The sequence below is a fragment of the Dactylosporangium sp. NPDC051541 genome (assembly GCF_044454505.1).
GTDB lineage: Bacteria > Actinomycetota > Actinomycetes > Mycobacteriales > Micromonosporaceae > Dactylosporangium.
Window position 1 is genome coordinate 87,462 of record NZ_JBITDU010000014.1, and the last position, 16,321, is coordinate 103,782.

The 16,321-nt window shown below is 72.0% G+C and carries 12 protein-coding genes; 3 read left to right on the plus strand and 9 right to left on the minus strand.

Going from position 1 to position 16,321, the window contains the following annotated elements; translation table 11 throughout:
- Positions 1-2: 2 nt before the first annotated feature.
- From ACIA8L_RS43240 to ACIA8L_RS43270, 7 genes are read right to left on the minus strand one after another with little or no spacing between them, the layout of a single operon-like run.
- The gene (locus ACIA8L_RS43240) at positions 3-710 is read right to left on the minus strand and encodes an ABC transporter ATP-binding protein (RefSeq protein WP_395914001.1); all 708 of its coding nucleotides are present in this window, start codon (positions 708-710) and stop codon (positions 3-5) included.
- Positions 707-2,464: an ATP-binding cassette domain-containing protein gene (locus tag ACIA8L_RS43245; RefSeq protein WP_395914003.1), complete on the minus strand. Its 1,758-nt coding sequence runs from the start codon at positions 2,462-2,464 to the stop codon at positions 707-709. Before ACIA8L_RS43245 ends, ACIA8L_RS43240 begins: the two co-directional genes overlap by 4 nt.
- A complete protein-coding gene (locus ACIA8L_RS43250; protein WP_395914005.1) occupies positions 2,461-3,318 on the minus strand; it encodes a branched-chain amino acid ABC transporter permease in 858 nt (285 codons plus the stop codon). Before ACIA8L_RS43250 ends, ACIA8L_RS43245 begins: the two co-directional genes overlap by 4 nt.
- 12 nt (positions 3,319-3,330) lie before the next feature.
- On the minus strand, positions 3,331-4,464 hold the full coding sequence (locus ACIA8L_RS43255) for an ABC transporter substrate-binding protein (protein ID WP_395914007.1): 1,134 nt from the start codon (positions 4,462-4,464) through the stop codon (positions 3,331-3,333).
- A 16-nt stretch (positions 4,465-4,480) separates the two neighbouring features.
- Positions 4,481-6,211, minus strand: coding sequence for a thiamine pyrophosphate-binding protein (locus tag ACIA8L_RS43260; protein ID WP_395914009.1), 1,731 nt, complete (start codon positions 6,209-6,211; stop codon positions 4,481-4,483).
- Positions 6,208-7,182, minus strand: a complete 975-nt coding sequence (locus ACIA8L_RS43265) for a zinc-binding dehydrogenase (RefSeq protein ID WP_395914011.1) — start codon at positions 7,180-7,182, stop codon at positions 6,208-6,210. Before ACIA8L_RS43265 ends, ACIA8L_RS43260 begins: the two co-directional genes overlap by 4 nt.
- Entirely contained in the window at positions 7,179-8,627 is a 1,449-nt protein-coding gene (locus ACIA8L_RS43270; RefSeq protein ID WP_395914013.1) for an aldehyde dehydrogenase family protein, read from the minus strand. Before ACIA8L_RS43270 ends, ACIA8L_RS43265 begins: the two co-directional genes overlap by 4 nt.
- A 150-nt stretch (positions 8,628-8,777) precedes the next feature.
- Between ACIA8L_RS43270 and ACIA8L_RS43275 the strand changes: the two genes are divergently transcribed.
- From ACIA8L_RS43275 to ACIA8L_RS43285, 3 genes are read left to right on the plus strand one after another with little or no spacing between them, the layout of a single operon-like run.
- Positions 8,778-9,566 carry an IclR family transcriptional regulator gene (locus ACIA8L_RS43275; RefSeq protein ID WP_395914015.1) on the plus strand — a complete coding sequence of 263 codons (789 nt, stop codon included), beginning with the start codon at positions 8,778-8,780 and terminating at the stop codon, positions 9,564-9,566.
- Between the two features lie 12 nt (positions 9,567-9,578).
- On the plus strand, positions 9,579-10,757 hold the full coding sequence (locus ACIA8L_RS43280) for a CaiB/BaiF CoA transferase family protein (protein WP_395914017.1): 1,179 nt from the start codon (positions 9,579-9,581) through the stop codon (positions 10,755-10,757).
- A complete protein-coding gene (locus ACIA8L_RS43285; RefSeq protein ID WP_395914019.1) occupies positions 10,754-11,533 on the plus strand; it encodes a citryl-CoA lyase in 780 nt (259 codons plus the stop codon). The genes ACIA8L_RS43280 and ACIA8L_RS43285 overlap by 4 nt, the downstream gene beginning before the upstream one ends.
- Here the strand turns inward: ACIA8L_RS43285 and ACIA8L_RS43290 are convergent.
- Together ACIA8L_RS43290 and ACIA8L_RS43295 are read right to left on the minus strand one after the other, a co-directional pair.
- Positions 11,487-14,102 carry a TIM barrel protein gene (locus ACIA8L_RS43290; protein ID WP_395914021.1) on the minus strand — a complete coding sequence of 872 codons (2,616 nt, stop codon included), beginning with the start codon at positions 14,100-14,102 and terminating at the stop codon, positions 11,487-11,489. The genes ACIA8L_RS43285 and ACIA8L_RS43290 overlap by 47 nt on opposite strands.
- 79 nt (positions 14,103-14,181) lie before the next feature.
- Positions 14,182-16,266: a PQQ-binding-like beta-propeller repeat protein gene (locus ACIA8L_RS43295; protein WP_395914023.1), complete on the minus strand. Its 2,085-nt coding sequence runs from the start codon at positions 16,264-16,266 to the stop codon at positions 14,182-14,184.
- Between the last annotated feature and the right edge of the window lie 55 nt (positions 16,267-16,321).

Genomic DNA, 16,321 nt, shown 5'->3' on the forward strand with positions numbered 1-16,321 from the left:
CATCACAGGCCCAGGTAGACCTTGCGTACGCGGGCGTCGTGGCGGAGGGCGGACGAGGCGCCGGACATCGCGACCGTGCCGTTCTCCACCACCAGGCAGGTGTCGGTCGCCTCGAAGGTCAGCTTGGCGTTCTGCTCCACCAGCAGCATGCTCAGGCCGTCGGCGCTCAGGCGTTGCAGCGCGGCCAGGATCTCCTCCACGAGCTTCGGCGACAGGCCCATCGACGGCTCGTCGAGGAGGAGCAGTGTGGGCCGGGACATCAGGGCGCGGCCGATCGCCAGCATCTGCTGCTGGCCGCCCGACAGCGCGCCGGCCAGCCGGGTGCGCATCTCGCCGAGGACCGGGAACAGGGTGAACACGTCGTGCAGGTGCCGGCGCGTCTCCGCGTTCCACGGCTTCGCGTAGGCGCCCAGGAGGAGGTTCTTCTCCACGGTCAGCCCGGCGAAGACGTGGCGGCCCTCCGGGACGTAGCCGATGCCCTGGCGGACCATGTCGCGGGCCTTGACGCGGGTCAGGTCCCGGCCCTCCAGGCGCAGTGCCGTCACCGTGCGCGGGACCAGGCCCAGGACGGCTTTGAGGGTCGAGGTCTTGCCGGCACCGTTGGCGCCGATGATGCCCAGGCAGCCGCCGGGCGGGACGGTGAAGCTGACCGAGCGGACCGCGCTGACGCCGCCGTAATGCACCGAAAGGTTCTCCACCTCCAGGGTCATCCGTTCACCTCTTCCATGGAGTCGCCCAGGTACGCCTCGATCACCTGGGGGGCGGTGGCGACCTCGGCGGGGGTGCCGTCGGCGATGATGCGGCCGCTGGCCAGGACCGTGACCCGTTCGCACAGGGACATGACGAGGCTCATGTTGTGTTCGATGAGGACGACCGTGACGCCGCTGTCGCGGATGGCCCGGACGATCTCGCTGAGCTGGCGGACCTCCTCGCCGTTGAGGCCCGCGGCCGGCTCGTCGAGCAGGAGCAGCCGCGGGCGCTGGGCCATGGCCCGGGCGATCTCGACGCGGCGCTGGATGCCGTACGGCAATGCACCCGGCCGCGCTCCGGCGAAGCCGGCCAGGCCGAAGCGGGCCAGCAGGTCGTCGGCGTCGCGGCGCAGGGCGCGGTCGCGGCGCCAGACACCGATCGGCAGCAGCAGGTATCGCCAGATCGACCTGGTCCGGGTCTGGTCCAGGGCCACGAGGACGTTCTCCCGCACGCTCAGCGCGCCGAAGAGCCGCAGGTTCTGGAAGGTGCGGGCCATCCCGGCCTGCGCGAGGCGGTAGGGGCTGGCCCCGGTGACCGGGCGGCCGGCGAAGCGCACCTCGCCGGACGAGGCCTTGTAGAGCCCGGTGACCACGTTGAACAGCGTGGTCTTGCCGGAGCCGTTGGGGCCTACGATGCCGCGGATCTCCCCGGCCTGGACCGACAGCGAGACGTCGTCCAGCGCCCGGAGGCCCTTGAACTGCTTGCCGACACCGGCGATCTCCAGGACGCGGCCCTCGGGCGGCGAGCCCGGTGCGAGGCCGGCGAAGGCCCCGAGCTCCGGCCGCTCCCCCGCGGCGCGGCGGCGGTACAGCCGCCGCGGCAGGCCGGCGAGGCCGGTCGGGGCGAAGACGACGACCAGCACGACGATGCCGCCGTAGGCGATCTGCGCGTAGGTCGGGTAGTCGACCAGCAGTTCCCGCAGCACGGAGAGCGCCACCGCACCGGCGACGCAGCCGAACAGGCTCTGCCGGCCGCCGATGATGACCATGGCGAGCAGCAGGAACATGTTGGCGATGCTGAACGTCTCCGGGGCGACGTAGCGGACCAGGCCCGCGTAGAGCACGCCGGCGGCGCCGCCGTAGACGCTGGCCAGCAGGAACGCGGTCATCCGGAGCATCGGCACCTCGACCCCGATCGCCCCGGCCGCGAGCGAGTCGTCGCGCATCGCCCGCATCCGCCGGCCCAGCGGCGTGTTGACCACGAACAGGCCGAAGGCCAGGGCGATCGCGAACACGATGAGCTCGAGGTAGTAGAAGAGGTACTCGCTGCTCAGGTCGACGAAGAACGACGGCACCGGGATGGCGTTGATGCCCTCGGCGCCGCCGCTGATCGACGCGTTCGTCACCCAGTTGGTGAAGGCGACGGCCAGGCCGAGGGTGACGATGCCGAGGTAGTGCGACTGGACCCGCAGCGCCGGGACGCCGACGAACAGCCCGGTCACGGCGGTCGTGGCCAGGGCCAGCCCGGCGGCGCTCCAGAAGCCCCAGCCGGCCGAGGTGGTCAGGATGCCGACGGTGTAGGCGCCGACGCCGAAGAACGCCACCTGGGCCAGGTTGACCTGGCCGGCGATGCCCATCGCGAGCCCCAGGCCGACGGCGAGCAGGGCGAAGATGAGCGTGACGTCGATGACGTGGATGGCGTAGGAGTCGACGCCGTACGGCAGCAGCCAGAGGGCCACACCGACGGCGAGCAGGACCGCGAGGCGCGCCTTCATGCCCGGTTCACCGTCCTCTCGCCGAAGATGCCGGTCGGGCGGATCATGATGACGGCGGTGAAGACCAGGAAGACGACCAGCTCCGAGTAGCCCTGGAAATGGCCCGCCGCGAAGGCGTCCAGGACTCCGATGGCCAGGCCGCCGACGATGGCGCCCGGAATACTGCCGAACCCGCCGAGGATCGCCCCCGCGAACCCCTTGATCCCCAGGGCCGCACCCATGGCCGGGTACACGTACTGCAACGGCCCGACCAGGCCGCCGGCCAGGGCCGCGAGGGCGGCCCCGATGACGAACGCGATCGAGTTGCTGCGGCCGACGTGGATGCCGACGGCGGTGGCGGCCTCGTGGTCCATGGCGACCGCCTGCATCGCGGTGCCGAGCTTGGTGCGCTGCAGGAACAGCATCAGCAGCACCATGGCCAGCGCACCGATGCAGAGCACCACAAGGTCGTATGTCCGGATGCGAAGGCCGAAGACGTCGAGAGGCGGGCTGGAGATGGGCGACGGCACCGCACGGCCCGTCGCCCCCCAGATCATGATGGCGACGGCGTCCAGGACGATGCCGAACCCGATCGTGCCGATGAGCATCAGGTCGAAGTCCTTGTTCTCCAAGGGCCGCAGCACGAACTCGATGACGAACCCGACCAGGCCGGTCACCACGAGGGCGACGACCATCGCGAGGGCGAACGGCAGCCGGGCCGACATGTAGAACGTGGACGCGACGTACGCGCCGAGCGTGACGACGTTGCCGTGCGCGAAATTGACCAGGCCCATCGTGCGGTACACGAGGGAGAACCCCATGGCCACGAGCGCGTAGACGGCGCCGAGGCTGAGCCCGCCGATCAGAGTCTGCAACGTTACCTGCATCTAGACCGCCTGAAGCTTCCCGCCGGTAATAACCCCGATGGACGTGGCGAAGATGCCGACACCCGTGTCGTCGAAGGCGAAGTTGCCCAGGAGCCCTTGATACTTTGTGGCCCGGATGGCGTCGGCAAGGGCTTTGCCGGACGAAACCCCAGAATTCTTGAGAGCGGTCAGCACGATCTGGGTGCCGTCGTACGCCTTGGCCCCGTGCAGCTCGGCGTCCTCGTTGTAGGCGGCCTTGTACGCGGCCGCGAACTTCTTCGACGCGTCGTTGATGTCGTTGCTGAGGTACGGCGAGCTCACGATCGTCCCCTCGACGTTCGCGGCCCCGGCGGTGCTGAGGAACACGGGTGTCCCCTGTGGAGCGGCCCCGGCGAACGGCACCGTGATCCCCAGATCCCGGGCCTGCTTGACGATCAGGCCGGACTCGACCTCCTCGGCCCCGAGGAAGATCAGTTGCGGGTTCTTGCTGCGGATCGTCGTCAGCGCGGCGCTGAAGTCCTTCTGGTCGGTGGTGACGACCTGGTCGGCGACGGGCGTGACGGAGCGGCTTTGCAGGGCCTTGAGGAACGCGTCGTGCTCGCCCTTGCCGTAGGAGCCGTTGTTGGTGATCATCGCGATCGACTTGATGCCCTTGGTGTCCACGATGTGCTTGGCCAGGGTCTCGTCGTAGGTGGTGCTGGTCGGGCCGTTGAGGAACAGGAACGGGCTCTTGACCCCGACCAGGCCGGTCGACTGCCCGGAGGTGATGTTCGGGATCTGCGACTGCTGCAGGATCGGGGCCATCGCGATCGTCACCGCGCTCTCGGCCGTGCCGATCATGGCTACATAGCCCTCGCTGGCGATCTTGCGGGCCAGGTTGGTGCCGACGGTCGGGTCGCCCTGATCGTCGAAGACGTCGAGCTGGACCTGGCGGCCGTTGACGCCGCCGGCCTTGTTCCACTCCTCGACGGCCAGCTTGGCCCCCTTGAGCTCCCAGGCGCCGAGCGAGCTCAGCTGTCCACTTTGGGCGTCGACCAGGGCCAGCTTGATCGGGCCGGCGGCCGGCTGGGCGTCCTTCTGCTGCTCACCGGGGGCGCTGCAGGCGGACAGGGCGACGACGACAACGGTGAAAACACAAGCTAGGCGGATGGACATGTGCGAATCACCCCAACTATTCGAAGAGACCGTGGTAGATGTCCTTGATGTTCCAGTGCCCGGGGGTGGGCACCGGCTCGTTCACCATTGCCACGTCCAGCACCGCCGGTCGGCGGCGGCGCAGGGCGGTCAGCAGCGCGCCGCGCAGGTCGGCGGCGGCCGCGATCTGGTAGCCGTCGGCTCCGCAGGCCTGCCCGAAGGCGGCGAAGTCCGGGCTGTAGGGGTTGCCGTCGGGGTCGGTGAAGACGCAGCCGTACTCCCGGCCGAAGTTCGACTCCTGCAGGTCGGCGATGGTGCCGTGGGCCCGGTTGTTCATGACGACGAACAGCACCGGCAGGCCGCGTTCGACGGCGAGGGGCACGGCCGGCAGCTGGGCGCTCATGCCGCCGTCGCCGACCAGGGCCACGACGACGGCGTCCGGGCGGGCGATCTGCACACCGAGGGCGGCGGCCGGGCCGAAGCCCATGGTGGAGGCGCCGCCGGGGGTGATGAACCGGCCCTCCGGCGGGAGCGGGTAGCACTGGGCGACGCCGTTCTTGTTCCAGCCGACGTCGGTGACGAGGATCGCGTCGGGCGGGAGGGTCTCGCGCAGGTCGAGCAGGATCCGTTCGGGGCGCAGCGGGAACTGGTCGCTGCGGCCGCGTTCGGTGCTGCCGTCGAACAGCGCGGTCCGGGCGGCGGCGATCTGCTCGCGCAGGGCCGGGCGGCGGCGCGGCTGCGGTTCGCCCCGGCGCACGGCGGCGTCGATGGCCCGCACGGCGTGGGTGGCGTCGGCGACGATCCCCAGCTCGACGGGGTAATTTCGGCCTATTTCCGAAGAGTCGATGTCGATCTGGATAAGTCGAGTAGGCGGCATACGCCAGGTGTAGGCCGGGTTCCACGAGCTCGAGTCGGTCTCGGCAAACCGGGTGCCGATCGCCAGCACCAGGTCCGCCTCGAGCGCGTACGTGTTGGTGACCTCAAGCCCCCAGAAGCCGGTCATGCCCATGACGAGCGGGTGCAGGTCGGGCAGCGCACCTTTCGCCATGAGCGAGTGCGCAACGGGAATGTCCAGATGCTCCACAAGGGACAGCAGGGCTTTACGTCCCTCCCCCGGCCCGAGACCACCGCCGAGGTATACGAGGGGTCGTTCGGCCCCCAACAAGAGATCGGCCGCCCGCTGGGCATCGTCGACCGCCAGCGCCGGCACGGAAGCGCGGACCGGCAAACCCGACATATACGAAATGTCACCCAGCTCGCGCGAAAACACATCCATCGGCACGTTCAACAACACCGCACCGGGCCGCCCCGAAGTAGCGGTCCAGAACGCACGTTCTGTGAACCGCGACAGATCCTCGACCCGGTGCACCTGCCACGCGCGCTTCACAAATGGCCGGTAGATCGCCGTCTGATCCGCGTCCGCATGCAGATTGACCTCTTGATGCGGGTGGCGACCGTACATATAGGACGGTACATCGCCCGCGATGACGACGAGCGGCACCGAATCCAGCGCGGCGGTGGCGACGCCGGTGACCGCGTTCATCATGCCCGGCCCGACGTGCACCAGCACGACCCCGACCTTGCCCGAGGCCCGCGCGTAGCCGTCGGCGGCGTGCGCGGCGGCCTGCTCGTGCCGGGCGATGACGAACGAGATGCGGCTGCGGCCGAGGGCGTCGAGCAGGGCGATGTTCGTGTGCCCGCACGTGCCGAAAACGTATTCCACGCCGTAGGCCTCGAGCTGTGCGACCAGAGCTTCGGCGGCGGTCACCGTGATTCCTCCAACGTGATCCAGGTCTTGCCGGGCAGTGCACGAGCCTGCGCGAACGCCTCGGCAACACGCGTCAGCGGAAACCGCCCGCGCAGAATCCGTCCGGGCCGCAGCTCCCCGGCCCGGGCGATGGCCGCCGCGAAGTCCGCGGGATGGTCGTAGATGAGGCAGCCGAGCAGCGACAGCCGCCGCTGGACCACCGCGAACGTCGAGAGCCGCGCCGGAACCGTGCTCTGTCCGATGAGCACGATCCGCCCGTCCGGGGCCGCGTGCTCCACCGCGGTCTCCAAAGCCGGTGGCGCTCCTGAAGTCTCGAAAATTACAGAAAAATGCTGATGTGTCGGTACGGCCGCCGCCCCCAGCGAAATCGCAGTAGCGAGCCGGCCCTCATGCGGCTCCACGACGAACGGCACCGCACCGAGCGCCCGCAGCGCCAGGCAGACCAGCAGCCCCTGCGACCCCGCCCCGACGACGAGGCACCGCTCCCCCGCCCGCACCCCGGCCCGGGCCAGCGCGGCCAGCGCGACGGCGAGCGGCTCGACGCAGACGAGGTCCTCGTCGGCCAGCCCGGCCGGTGCGGGCCAGGCGAAGCGGGCCGGCACGGCGAGGCGGTCGCGGAGGGCACCGGGCTCGTTGATGCCGAGGATCCTCCGCCGCGGGCAGACCGCGGTCCGCCCGCCGAGGCAGGCCGGGCAGTGCAGGCAGGGGAAGTTGGGCTCGACCGCGATCCGCTCGCCGACCCGGCCCGGCGGCACCCGGGCACCGACCGCGACGATGTCGCCGATGGCCTCGTGCCCGATGGGCCAGGGCAGGCCGGGGACCTCCCGCCGGCCGTCGACGACGGTCAGGTCGGACCCGCACACGCCGACCGCGCGGACGGCGACGAGCACGTCGTCCGGGCCGCACGCGGGCTCCGGCCAGTCGTCGGCCACCTCCACCGCGCCGGGCCCGGTCAGGACGGCGGCCCTCATCCGGTGCCCCAGATCGACAGGCCGCGCAGCAGTAGGGTCTTCACCACGGTGTAGTCCTCGATCATGGCGGCCGGCGACTCGCGGCCGAAGCCGGAGTCCTTGACGCCGCCGAACGGGACGTGGTCGAGGCGGTAGTTCGACGAGCCGTTGACGATGAGCCCGCCGACTTCGAGCTCCCGCCAGGCGGTGAGGATGCGGCCGATGTCGTTGGTGAACAGGCCGGCCTGTAGGCCGTAGCGGCTGGAGTTGCAGTCGGCGAGGACGGCGGCGAAGTCGTCGAAGGGCAGCACGGCCACGAGCGCGCCGAACACCTCGCGGCGCACGACGTCGGCGTCGGCGGGCGGGCCGAGCACCACCGTGGGTGCGAGGGTGGCGCCGGTGCGGGTGCCGCCGAGCGGGATCGTGGCGCCGGCCGCGGCGGCCGCGGCGGTCCAGGTGACGACCCGTTCGGCCGCGTCGTCGTCGACCATCGAGCCGACGTCGGTGGCCGGGTCGAGGGGGTCGCCGACCTTCAGCGCCGCGACCTCCTTGGTGAACGCGTCGGCGAACTCGGTGTAGCGGGAGCGGTGGACGTACACCCGCTGCACCGAAATGCAGCTCTGGCCGGAGTTGGTGTATCCGGTCCGCGCGCAGACGGCGGCGGCGAGGGCGATGTCGGCGTCGGCGCAGACGATGGTGGCCGCGTTGCCGCCGAGCTCCAGGACGAGCCGTTTCGCGCCGGCGGCCCGGGCCACGGCGGCGCCCGTCTCGGCGCTGCCGGTGAAGCTGATGACGCTGACCTCGGGGGCCGCGCACAGGGCCGCGCCGACGGCACCGCCGCCGTGCAGGAGCTGGACCGCTTCCGGGGGTGCGCCGGCGTCGCGGAGCAGGCCGACGACGGCGGCGGAGACGGCCGGGGCCTGGGGCGGGGCCTTGACGATCGTGGTGTTGCCGGCGGCGAACGACGCGCCGAGCTTGTGGGCGAGCAGGTTGGCCGGGGCGTTGAACGGGGTGATGGCGAGGGCCACACCGGCCGGGGCGCGGTAGGTCAGGGCGGTGTTGCCGACGCCGCGGGCCCAGCCGGCGACCGGGAGGACGTCGCCGCCGATGCGCCGGGCCTCGGCCGCGCAGACGGCCAGGGTGTCGGCGACCCGGTCGATCTCGCCGCCGCCGTCCTTGACGGGCTTGCCGAGCTCGAGGGCGAGCAGTTCGGCCAGGGCCGCGCGCTGCCGCAGTGCGGCCGCGGCGGCGCGTTCGAGGATGCCGGACCGGGTGGCCGGGGCCAGCGCGGCCATGGCCTGCCGGCCACCATTGTGGGCGTAGTGAACCGCGGTGCGGACCATGGCGTCGTCGGCCCGGACGGCCCGGCTGACCACCGCGCGGACGTAGGGGCCGACTCGCTCGGCCGTGGCGCCATCGGTTGTCCACTCCCCGGCGATCAGGGCAGGAGCAAGAACATCGGGCATGGGCACCCCTCTGACATACCACTGAGCGGCACATCTGGACCGCTGTGCGGACTGGGTGTAACGTACGGGCGGCCGACCTCCGCTGGCAAGGGTCCGGAGCGAGAAAGTTACGTTCAGTCGGACGGCATCGGACCAAGCAATGGAGACGACATGGTGAAGCCCCTGACCGAGGCCCCGGCCGACGGCGAGGCCCAGGGCGTGCGCAGTGTGCAGCGGGCGCTGGACATCCTGACGCTGCTCACGGAGGACCGGCCGCTGGTGTCGATCCGCGACATCGTCGAGGCCACCGGGCTGGCCAAGACCACCGTCATCCGCCTGGTCCAGACCCTCGAGCAGTGCGGCCTGCTGTGGGGCACCGCGGCGGGCTACATGGCCGGCCCGGGCCTGTGGCGCTGGGCGCACCTGGCCCGGCGCAGCTGGGAGCTGCCGCCGGAGACCCAGCGCTCGATGCGCGACCTGGCCGCCCGCCGCCGCGAGACCGTCAACGTCTACGTGGCCCGGGACATCTACCGGGTCTGCGTCGCCCAGCAGGAGAGCCCGCAGCCGCTGCGGCACGTGGTGCACATCGGCGACGAGCTGCCGCTGTGGGCCGGGGCGTCGGCGAAGGTCCTGCTGCGCAACGCCACCCCGGGCCGGCTGCTGCGGATCGCGAAGAGCTCCCCCTACGGCGAGCCGCACACCAAGCGCCTGCGGGAGTGGATCGACGAGGCCGCGCACCAGGGCTTCGCGGCCAGCCACGGCGAGCGCGAGGAGGGCCTGTCCGCGGTCGCGGTGCCGATCTTCTCCCGCGCCGGCGGTGTCGTGGCCGCCCTGTCCCTGAGCGGGCCGACGCTGCGCTTCACCGACGAGCGCATCGCCGAGTTCGCCGCCGATCTCAAGGAGGTCGCGCAGCGGATGACCGAGCGCGGCTTCGACCACCCGCTGGGCAGCTCGTTGTGAAAGGGGCACCGTATGCAGCGACCTTTGGCCGGTATCCGCGTCCTCGACCTGACCAACGTCCTCGCCGGTCCGTACTGCAGCTACCAGCTCATGCTGCTGGGCGCCGAGGTCGTGAAGATCGAGGTGCCGCACCGCGGTGACCTGGCCCGGCAGCTGGGGTCCGACCCGGAGCTCAACCGGCGCGGGCTCGGCGCGTCGTTCCTGGCCCAGAACGCCGGGAAGAAGTCCGTCGAGCTCGACCTCAAGGACCCGGCCGACCGGGGTGTCTTCGAGGAGCTGGCCGGGGCGGCCGACGTGCTGCTGGAGAACTTCCGGGCCGGCGTCCTGGCCCGGCTCGGCTACGACTGGCCGCACCTGCAGGCCCTCAACCCGCGGCTGATCGCGTGCTCCATCACCGGCTTCGGCCAGACCGGCCCCATGAGCCAGGCCCCCGCCTACGACCAGATCATCCAGGGGCTGTCCGGGATGATGAGCGTCACCGGCACCCGTGACACCGCCCCGCTGCGGGTCGGCTTCCCGGTCTGTGACAGCCTCGGCGGTCTGGCCGCGGCCCTGGCCATCGTCGCCGCCGTCGCCGCCCGGCACCGCACCGGCACCGGCTGCCACCTCGACGTGTCGATGCTGGAGGCGTCCATGTCGGCGATGGGCTGGACGGTCTCCAACTACCTCGTCGCCGGCGTGGCGCCCGAGCCGACCGGCGACCAGAACGCCACCGCCGCCCCGTCCGGCACCTTCGACACCGCCGACGGCCCGCTCAACATCGCGGCCAACCGGCAGGAGCAGTTCGAGACGCTGTGCCGGCTCGTCGGCCGCCCGGACCTCGTCACGGACGCCCGCTTCGCCGAACGCGAGGGCCGCAAGGCTCATCGGACCGCCCTCAACGCCGAGCTGAACGCCGCGCTGCGAGGCCGGACGGCACTGGCTTGGGAGCAACTGCTGAATGCGGCGGGGGTACCGGCGGCGAGGATTCTGACCGTCCCCCAGGCGCTCGACACCGAGCAGCTGCGCCACCGCGGCTTCCTGCGCGACCTGCCGTTCCCGGGCGAGGACGGCCGGCGGCTGCGGGTGGTGAGCAGTGGTGTGCTGTACGACGGCGAGCCGCTCACACCCGAAGCGCCGCCGCCGACGCTGGGCCAGCACAACGCCGACGTGCCCGCGCTGCTGGCGGCCTGGCGCGGTGATGCGGCATGACCGACGACGTCACGCAGCGGGTGGCCGACTGGTGGGCCACCTCGGTGTCGCGGGTCGAGCCGGGCGTCATCGAGCTGCGCGGTCTGCCGATCCAGGAGCTCCTCGGGGGTACCTCGCTGACGGAGGCGGCCTGGCTGCTGCTGCGCGGCGAGCGGCCGACGGCGCGGCAGGTCCAGCTGCTCGACGCGGCCCTGGTCGGCTCGGTCGACCACGGCCCGCACGCCCCGTCGATCGCGGTCGCCCGGATGGCGGCGACCTGCGGGGTGGGGCTCAACAACGCGATCGCCAGCGGGGTCAACGTGATGGGCGACGTCCACGGCGGCGCCGGTCAGCAGTGCCTGGAGCTGTACTCGGAGCTCCTCGACGGCGCCGGCGACGACCCCGACCTGACCGCCGCGACCCGGGCGACGGTCGCGCGGTGGCGGGAGCGGTCGAAGTACCTGCCCGGCTTCGGGCACCGGTTCCACCCGCGCGACCCCCGCCGCGACCCGCTGCTGGGCCTGGTCCGGCGGGCCGTCGACGACGGCGTGGTCGAGGGCCGGTTCCTGGCCGCGGGCCTGGCGGTCGAGGCCGCGATCGCCCCCGTGCCGATGAACATCGACGGCGCGACCGCGGTGATCTACGGCGAGCTCGGCTTCCCGGCGCCGCTCGCCCGGGGCCTGTTCGTGCTCGGCCGCACCGTCGGCGTCCTGGCCCACGCGTGGGAGGAGATGCGCGAAGGGCGGCGGATCAAGGGGCCGATCCCACCGGAGATCCGGCCGACATACCGGCCCTGAGGTGGGCGCGGGTGGCGTCGAGGGCGCGGCGGGCGTGCTCCTTCGCGCCGATCTGGGCCACCAGCTGGGCCCGCGGGATCTCCAGGGCGTAGGGGAGGCCGGCCGGGAGTGCGTCGAGGATGCCATGGACGTCGATCCCGCCTTCGCCGGGGAAGAGCCGCTCGAACCGGGCGGTGTGGATGAGGCCTTCGTTCGTCGGCGGCACACCGGCGGGCGCGTCGCACACGTGCGCGAAGTGGAACCAGGCGGCCGGCAGCTGCCGCAGGTCGGCGATGCTCGACCCGGACCGCGCGAAGTGCAGCAGGTCCACCAGGATTCCGGCGTTGGGCTGGTCCGCGGCCCGCACGACCCGGGCCGCCTCGCGCAGGTCCGGCGTCTCGGTCCAGGACGGAAACTCCAGATCGATCGTGAGCCCGAGCGGCCGGGCCAGCTCGCACAGCTCGGCGAACCGGTCGGTCTTGCGGCTCCGGTCGGGGTCCGGCAGCTGGCAGATGACGTGCCGGGCGCCGAGTTCGGCCCCGGCCTCCAGGAACCGCCGGTAGTCCCGCGGCGCCTTCTCGGGGCTGATCCGGGCCAGCTCCACGTCGAGCACCTCGACCCCGGTCGCGGCCAGCCGGACCTTGGTGTGCCGCATCAGGGCCGGATCGGTCGCGAGGGGGTAGTGCGGCTCCTGCGGCGTGACCTGGATCAGGCGCAGCCCCACGTACCGGTAGCCGCCCTCGGCCGCGGCGTCGACCAGCTCCGGCGGCGACAGGCTGAGCGCGGTCAGGTGGGCCAGGGAGTAGTCGTGCCGGTCGGCTGATCCGTGGGCCGCGACCCGCCGCCGCTCCCGGTGCGCGGCCATCCGCACCGGGACGCTGTGCGGGTCGCCGTGGCCCTCGTATCGCCCGACGCGCTGCACGACCGCGAAGAACACCCGGGAGCCGAGCATCTCGGTGTAGAAGTGCAGGTACTCGCCGTCGGCCTCGCGATCGTAGAGGATCGAGTGCTCGCGCAGCTCGGCCAGGCGCTCCGCGGGGAGGTCGAGCCGGGCGTCGAGGTCGTCGTAGTAGTTGTCCGGAATCTGCAGCACAGTGGCACCGACGGCCCGCACGGCTTTGGCGCAGCCGACGATGTCGTCGGTGCGAAACGCGATGTGCTGCGGGTCGGGGACGGCCGGGGCCCAGTCGCCGCGGCGCAGCGGGGCGGTGTTGAGCGCGATCCGCACGGTCCGCCCGGGGTCGGTGACCACCCGGGTCCGGATCAGCCCGAACGGCGCGACCACCTCCGCCGTCTCCTCCGTCCGCAGGCCGAGCACCGTGCGGTAGAACAGGGCGGCCTCGTCGTAGTCGTCGAGGGAGGCGGTGAGTGACACGTGATCGGTGCTCAGGCCGCCGGACCGCGAGGTCTGGCCGGTGCCCGCGAAGTCGCTCAGCCACGAGTCCTCGATGAGGAACACCGCGGTGCCGTCGGGGGCCGCGACCGAGACCAGGTCCGCCTCGCCCATCTCCCGCAGCCGGGGCAGGGCCGGAGCGAGCAGCGCCTCGGCCCGGCGGGCGGCCCGCGGTGGGTCGGCGCTGCGCAGGCCCAGCGCGCAGATCGAGGCCGTGCCGGGCGTGATGGACCGCTGGGCGCCCGAGTTCAGCAGGATCCGGGCCGCGCCGGACTCCCACAGCTGCACCGGTTTCGAATGGTGTTGACCACTGTGGATGAATCCGAGGGCGCCCAGCGCGGCGGCGATCCGCGGCCCCGACACGTCGTCCACGGCGAGTTCGGTGAACGCGTGCCCGCCGAGCGCCGGTGCTGGTGGCAGACTCTCCTGCAGCCCGAGGAGGGAGCGCATGCCGTCGATCGCCGCATACCTGGGGTCGGTCTGGCGGTAGACGTCGCTGAACACCTCGAGCGACAAGGGTCCGCTGTAGCCGGTGCTGAGCACGTGCTCGACGAAGCCGGGCAGGTCGAACGCGCCCATGCCGGGGAAGAGCCGGTCGCTCCTGGAGCGCGGGGATCCGTCGGCGATCTGCAGCAGGAAGATCTTGTCGCCCGGGATCGCGCGCAGCGGGGCCGGATCGTCACCTCGGGACAGCACGTGGAAGCTGTCGATGCACAACCCCAGCGCGGGATGGCTGGCCCGCCGCACCACTCGCCATGCGTGTGCGTGAGTGCACACATACTTGCCCCAGGCGAGCGCCTCGTAAGCGATGCGCAGGCCGCGCCGACCGGCCCGCTCAGCCAGGGTGTGCAGTTGCTCGGCGGCGAGTTCGTCGTCGTCGATGGCGTCGGGCGACACCGACGAGGTGGCGACCAACGTGGTGGCGCCGAGCTCCTCCAGGAGGTCGAAGGCGCGCTCGGCGCGGCGCAGGTTGCGGGCGAACACGGCCGGCGGCACGGCCTCGAGGTCGCGCACCGATTGGTAGGCGGCGATCTCGAGGCCGCGCCGCTCGCACTCGCGGCGCACCCGGGCCGGTGACCACGGCGAGGCGACGAGGTCGCGGTCGAAGAGCTCGATCGCGGTGAAGCGGGCGGCGGCGGCCGCGGCCAGCTTGTCCTCGAGGGTTCCGGAGAGGCAGACGGTGGCGATGGAGAGCATGGCGGTGCCCCCTCGGCGCGGGGTTAACGTACTAGATAGTTACTTATACTCGCGCCGAGGGCGGCGGGGAAGACCGACCTCAGTACACTTCGATCTTGCCGGTCGGGCGGGGGCTGTAGGAGTCGTTGAAGAAGTATTCGCCGGCGCGCGTGAACGTGTAGGTCGCCGACTGCCCGGGCTCGAGCCGGAAGTCGAACAGCCCCTCGAAGAACTGCGTCGCGCTGTGGGCGTTGGCGTTGTCGGCCGGGTTGACGAACATGACGGTCGTGCCCACCGGGACCCGCAGGTGCGTCGGCGCCATGGCGTTGACGGCCGTCGACTCGACGGTGCCGACCTGCCCGGTGGCCGCGTTGTAGGTGCGGGCCAGGATCACCTTGTTGCCGACCGCGGTGCCCTCGACCGGGCCGCCGGACACCGGGCGGCGCACGACCGGCGGCGGCGGGGTGGGTGCCGGGGGGACCGTCCCGCCGAGCTTGAACGACCACAGGAAGTCGCCGCGCGGGGCCGAGTCGCCGTAGGGGATCCCGGTGCCGCCGGCGTAGACGGCGAGGTACTGCTCGCCGCCGGCCTCGTACATGATGGGGCTGCTGCTGATCGCCGCGCCGCACTGAAATCGCCACAGCTCGCGGCCGGTGCGCGCGTCCAGGGCGATGAGGTTGCCGTCGGGCTGGCCGATGAACGCGAGGTCGGCCGCCGTGGTGAGGATGCCGTTGCCGTGGGCCAGGGAGTAGGGCATGCGCCGCTTCCAGCGGACCGTGTTGGTGCTGACGTCGACCGCGACGACGCCGCCGGTCTGGTACTCCCCCGGCGGCCGCAGCCCGTTGCTCGCCTCCGTCAGCGAGTGCGCCGCGGCGACGTAGCCGAAGCCGGTGTACACCAGACCGGTGCTGTGACTGAAGGACTGCGCGGCCCAGTCGGCGCCGCCGCCGTGCCCGGGGATCGACAGGATCGGCACGTCCCAGTGCGGGTCGTAGAGCCGGCCCGGCACGTAGTTGGGCACGGCCCGGTTCGGATCGCCCGGGACCGCCGTGCCGAGGGGCTGGCTCACGACGCGCTGCTCGGTCCAGGCGCCCTGGCGCGGGAACGGCTGCGTCGGCCAGGTCTTCTGCCGGGCGTCCTGCGGCACCGGCCGCTCGTCGATGCCCAGCGGCGCGGAGCCGTCGGTGCGGTCGAGGATGAAGTACATGCCGGACTTGCTGCCGTAGACGACGACCTTGCGGGGCCGGCCGTGGATGCGCACGTCGGCGAGGACGGGCGCCATGGTGTTGTCCATGTCCCAGATGCCGTGGTGGATGGACTGGAAGTGCCAGCGGTACTGCCCGGTCTTGATGTCGAGGGCGACGATCGAGCTGGAGTACAGGTTGGTCCCGCCGCGCAGCGAGCCGTCCTGCGACGAGCGGCTGCCGCGGGCGTTGCCGAACGTCCAGTAGATCAGGCCGAGCTCGGGGTCGAGGGCGGGGTGCATCCACGGCGTGGCCCCGCCGGTCTGCCACGAGTCGCCCTCCCACGTCTCGTTGCCGGGCTCGCCGGGGCCGGGGATGCCCCAGAAGTGCCAGGCCACGGTGCCGTCGGTGGCGTTGACGGCGACGGCGGCGGCCCGGTCGCTGTCGTGGGTGCCGAGGTGCAGCCGGCCGTCGTGGTAGGTGATGGCGACCTTCTCCATGTTGCCGTACCCGTTGATCTGCACCTCCCACACGACGGCCCCGGTGGCCTGGTCGAGGGCGATGAGCCAGTTGCCCTTGCCGTGCGTGAACACCAGGCCCTGGCCGACCGCGACGCCGCGGCGGGTCAGCGTCCCCCGGGTCTGGTGGTAGGTCCACTTGGTGGCACCGGTGACCCCGTCGACGGCGTGCACGTTGCCGAGCGCCGACTCGATGTACAGCATCCCGCCGACGGCCACGGCCGTGCTCTGGTTCGTGCCGGTGGTCAGCCCGCCCTCGATCCGGTTGACCCAGGCCCCGCCGAGCCGGCTCAGGCTCCCGCGCTGGATGCGGATGAGCGCGGAGAAGTTCTGGTTGCCGTAGTTGCCGCCGACCTTGGGAAAGTCCCGGGCCACGGGCGCGGTGCAGGACGCCGGTACGTGCCCGGCCGCCCCGGCTTCCGCGGCGAACCCCGGGGCCACCGCGGCCGCGGCCGCTCCCTTGAGAATCTGACGCCGATCCATGTGCTGCTGCGTCACCGTGCTCCCCTTCCGGAGCGGTCCACTAGGCGGTCCAGTC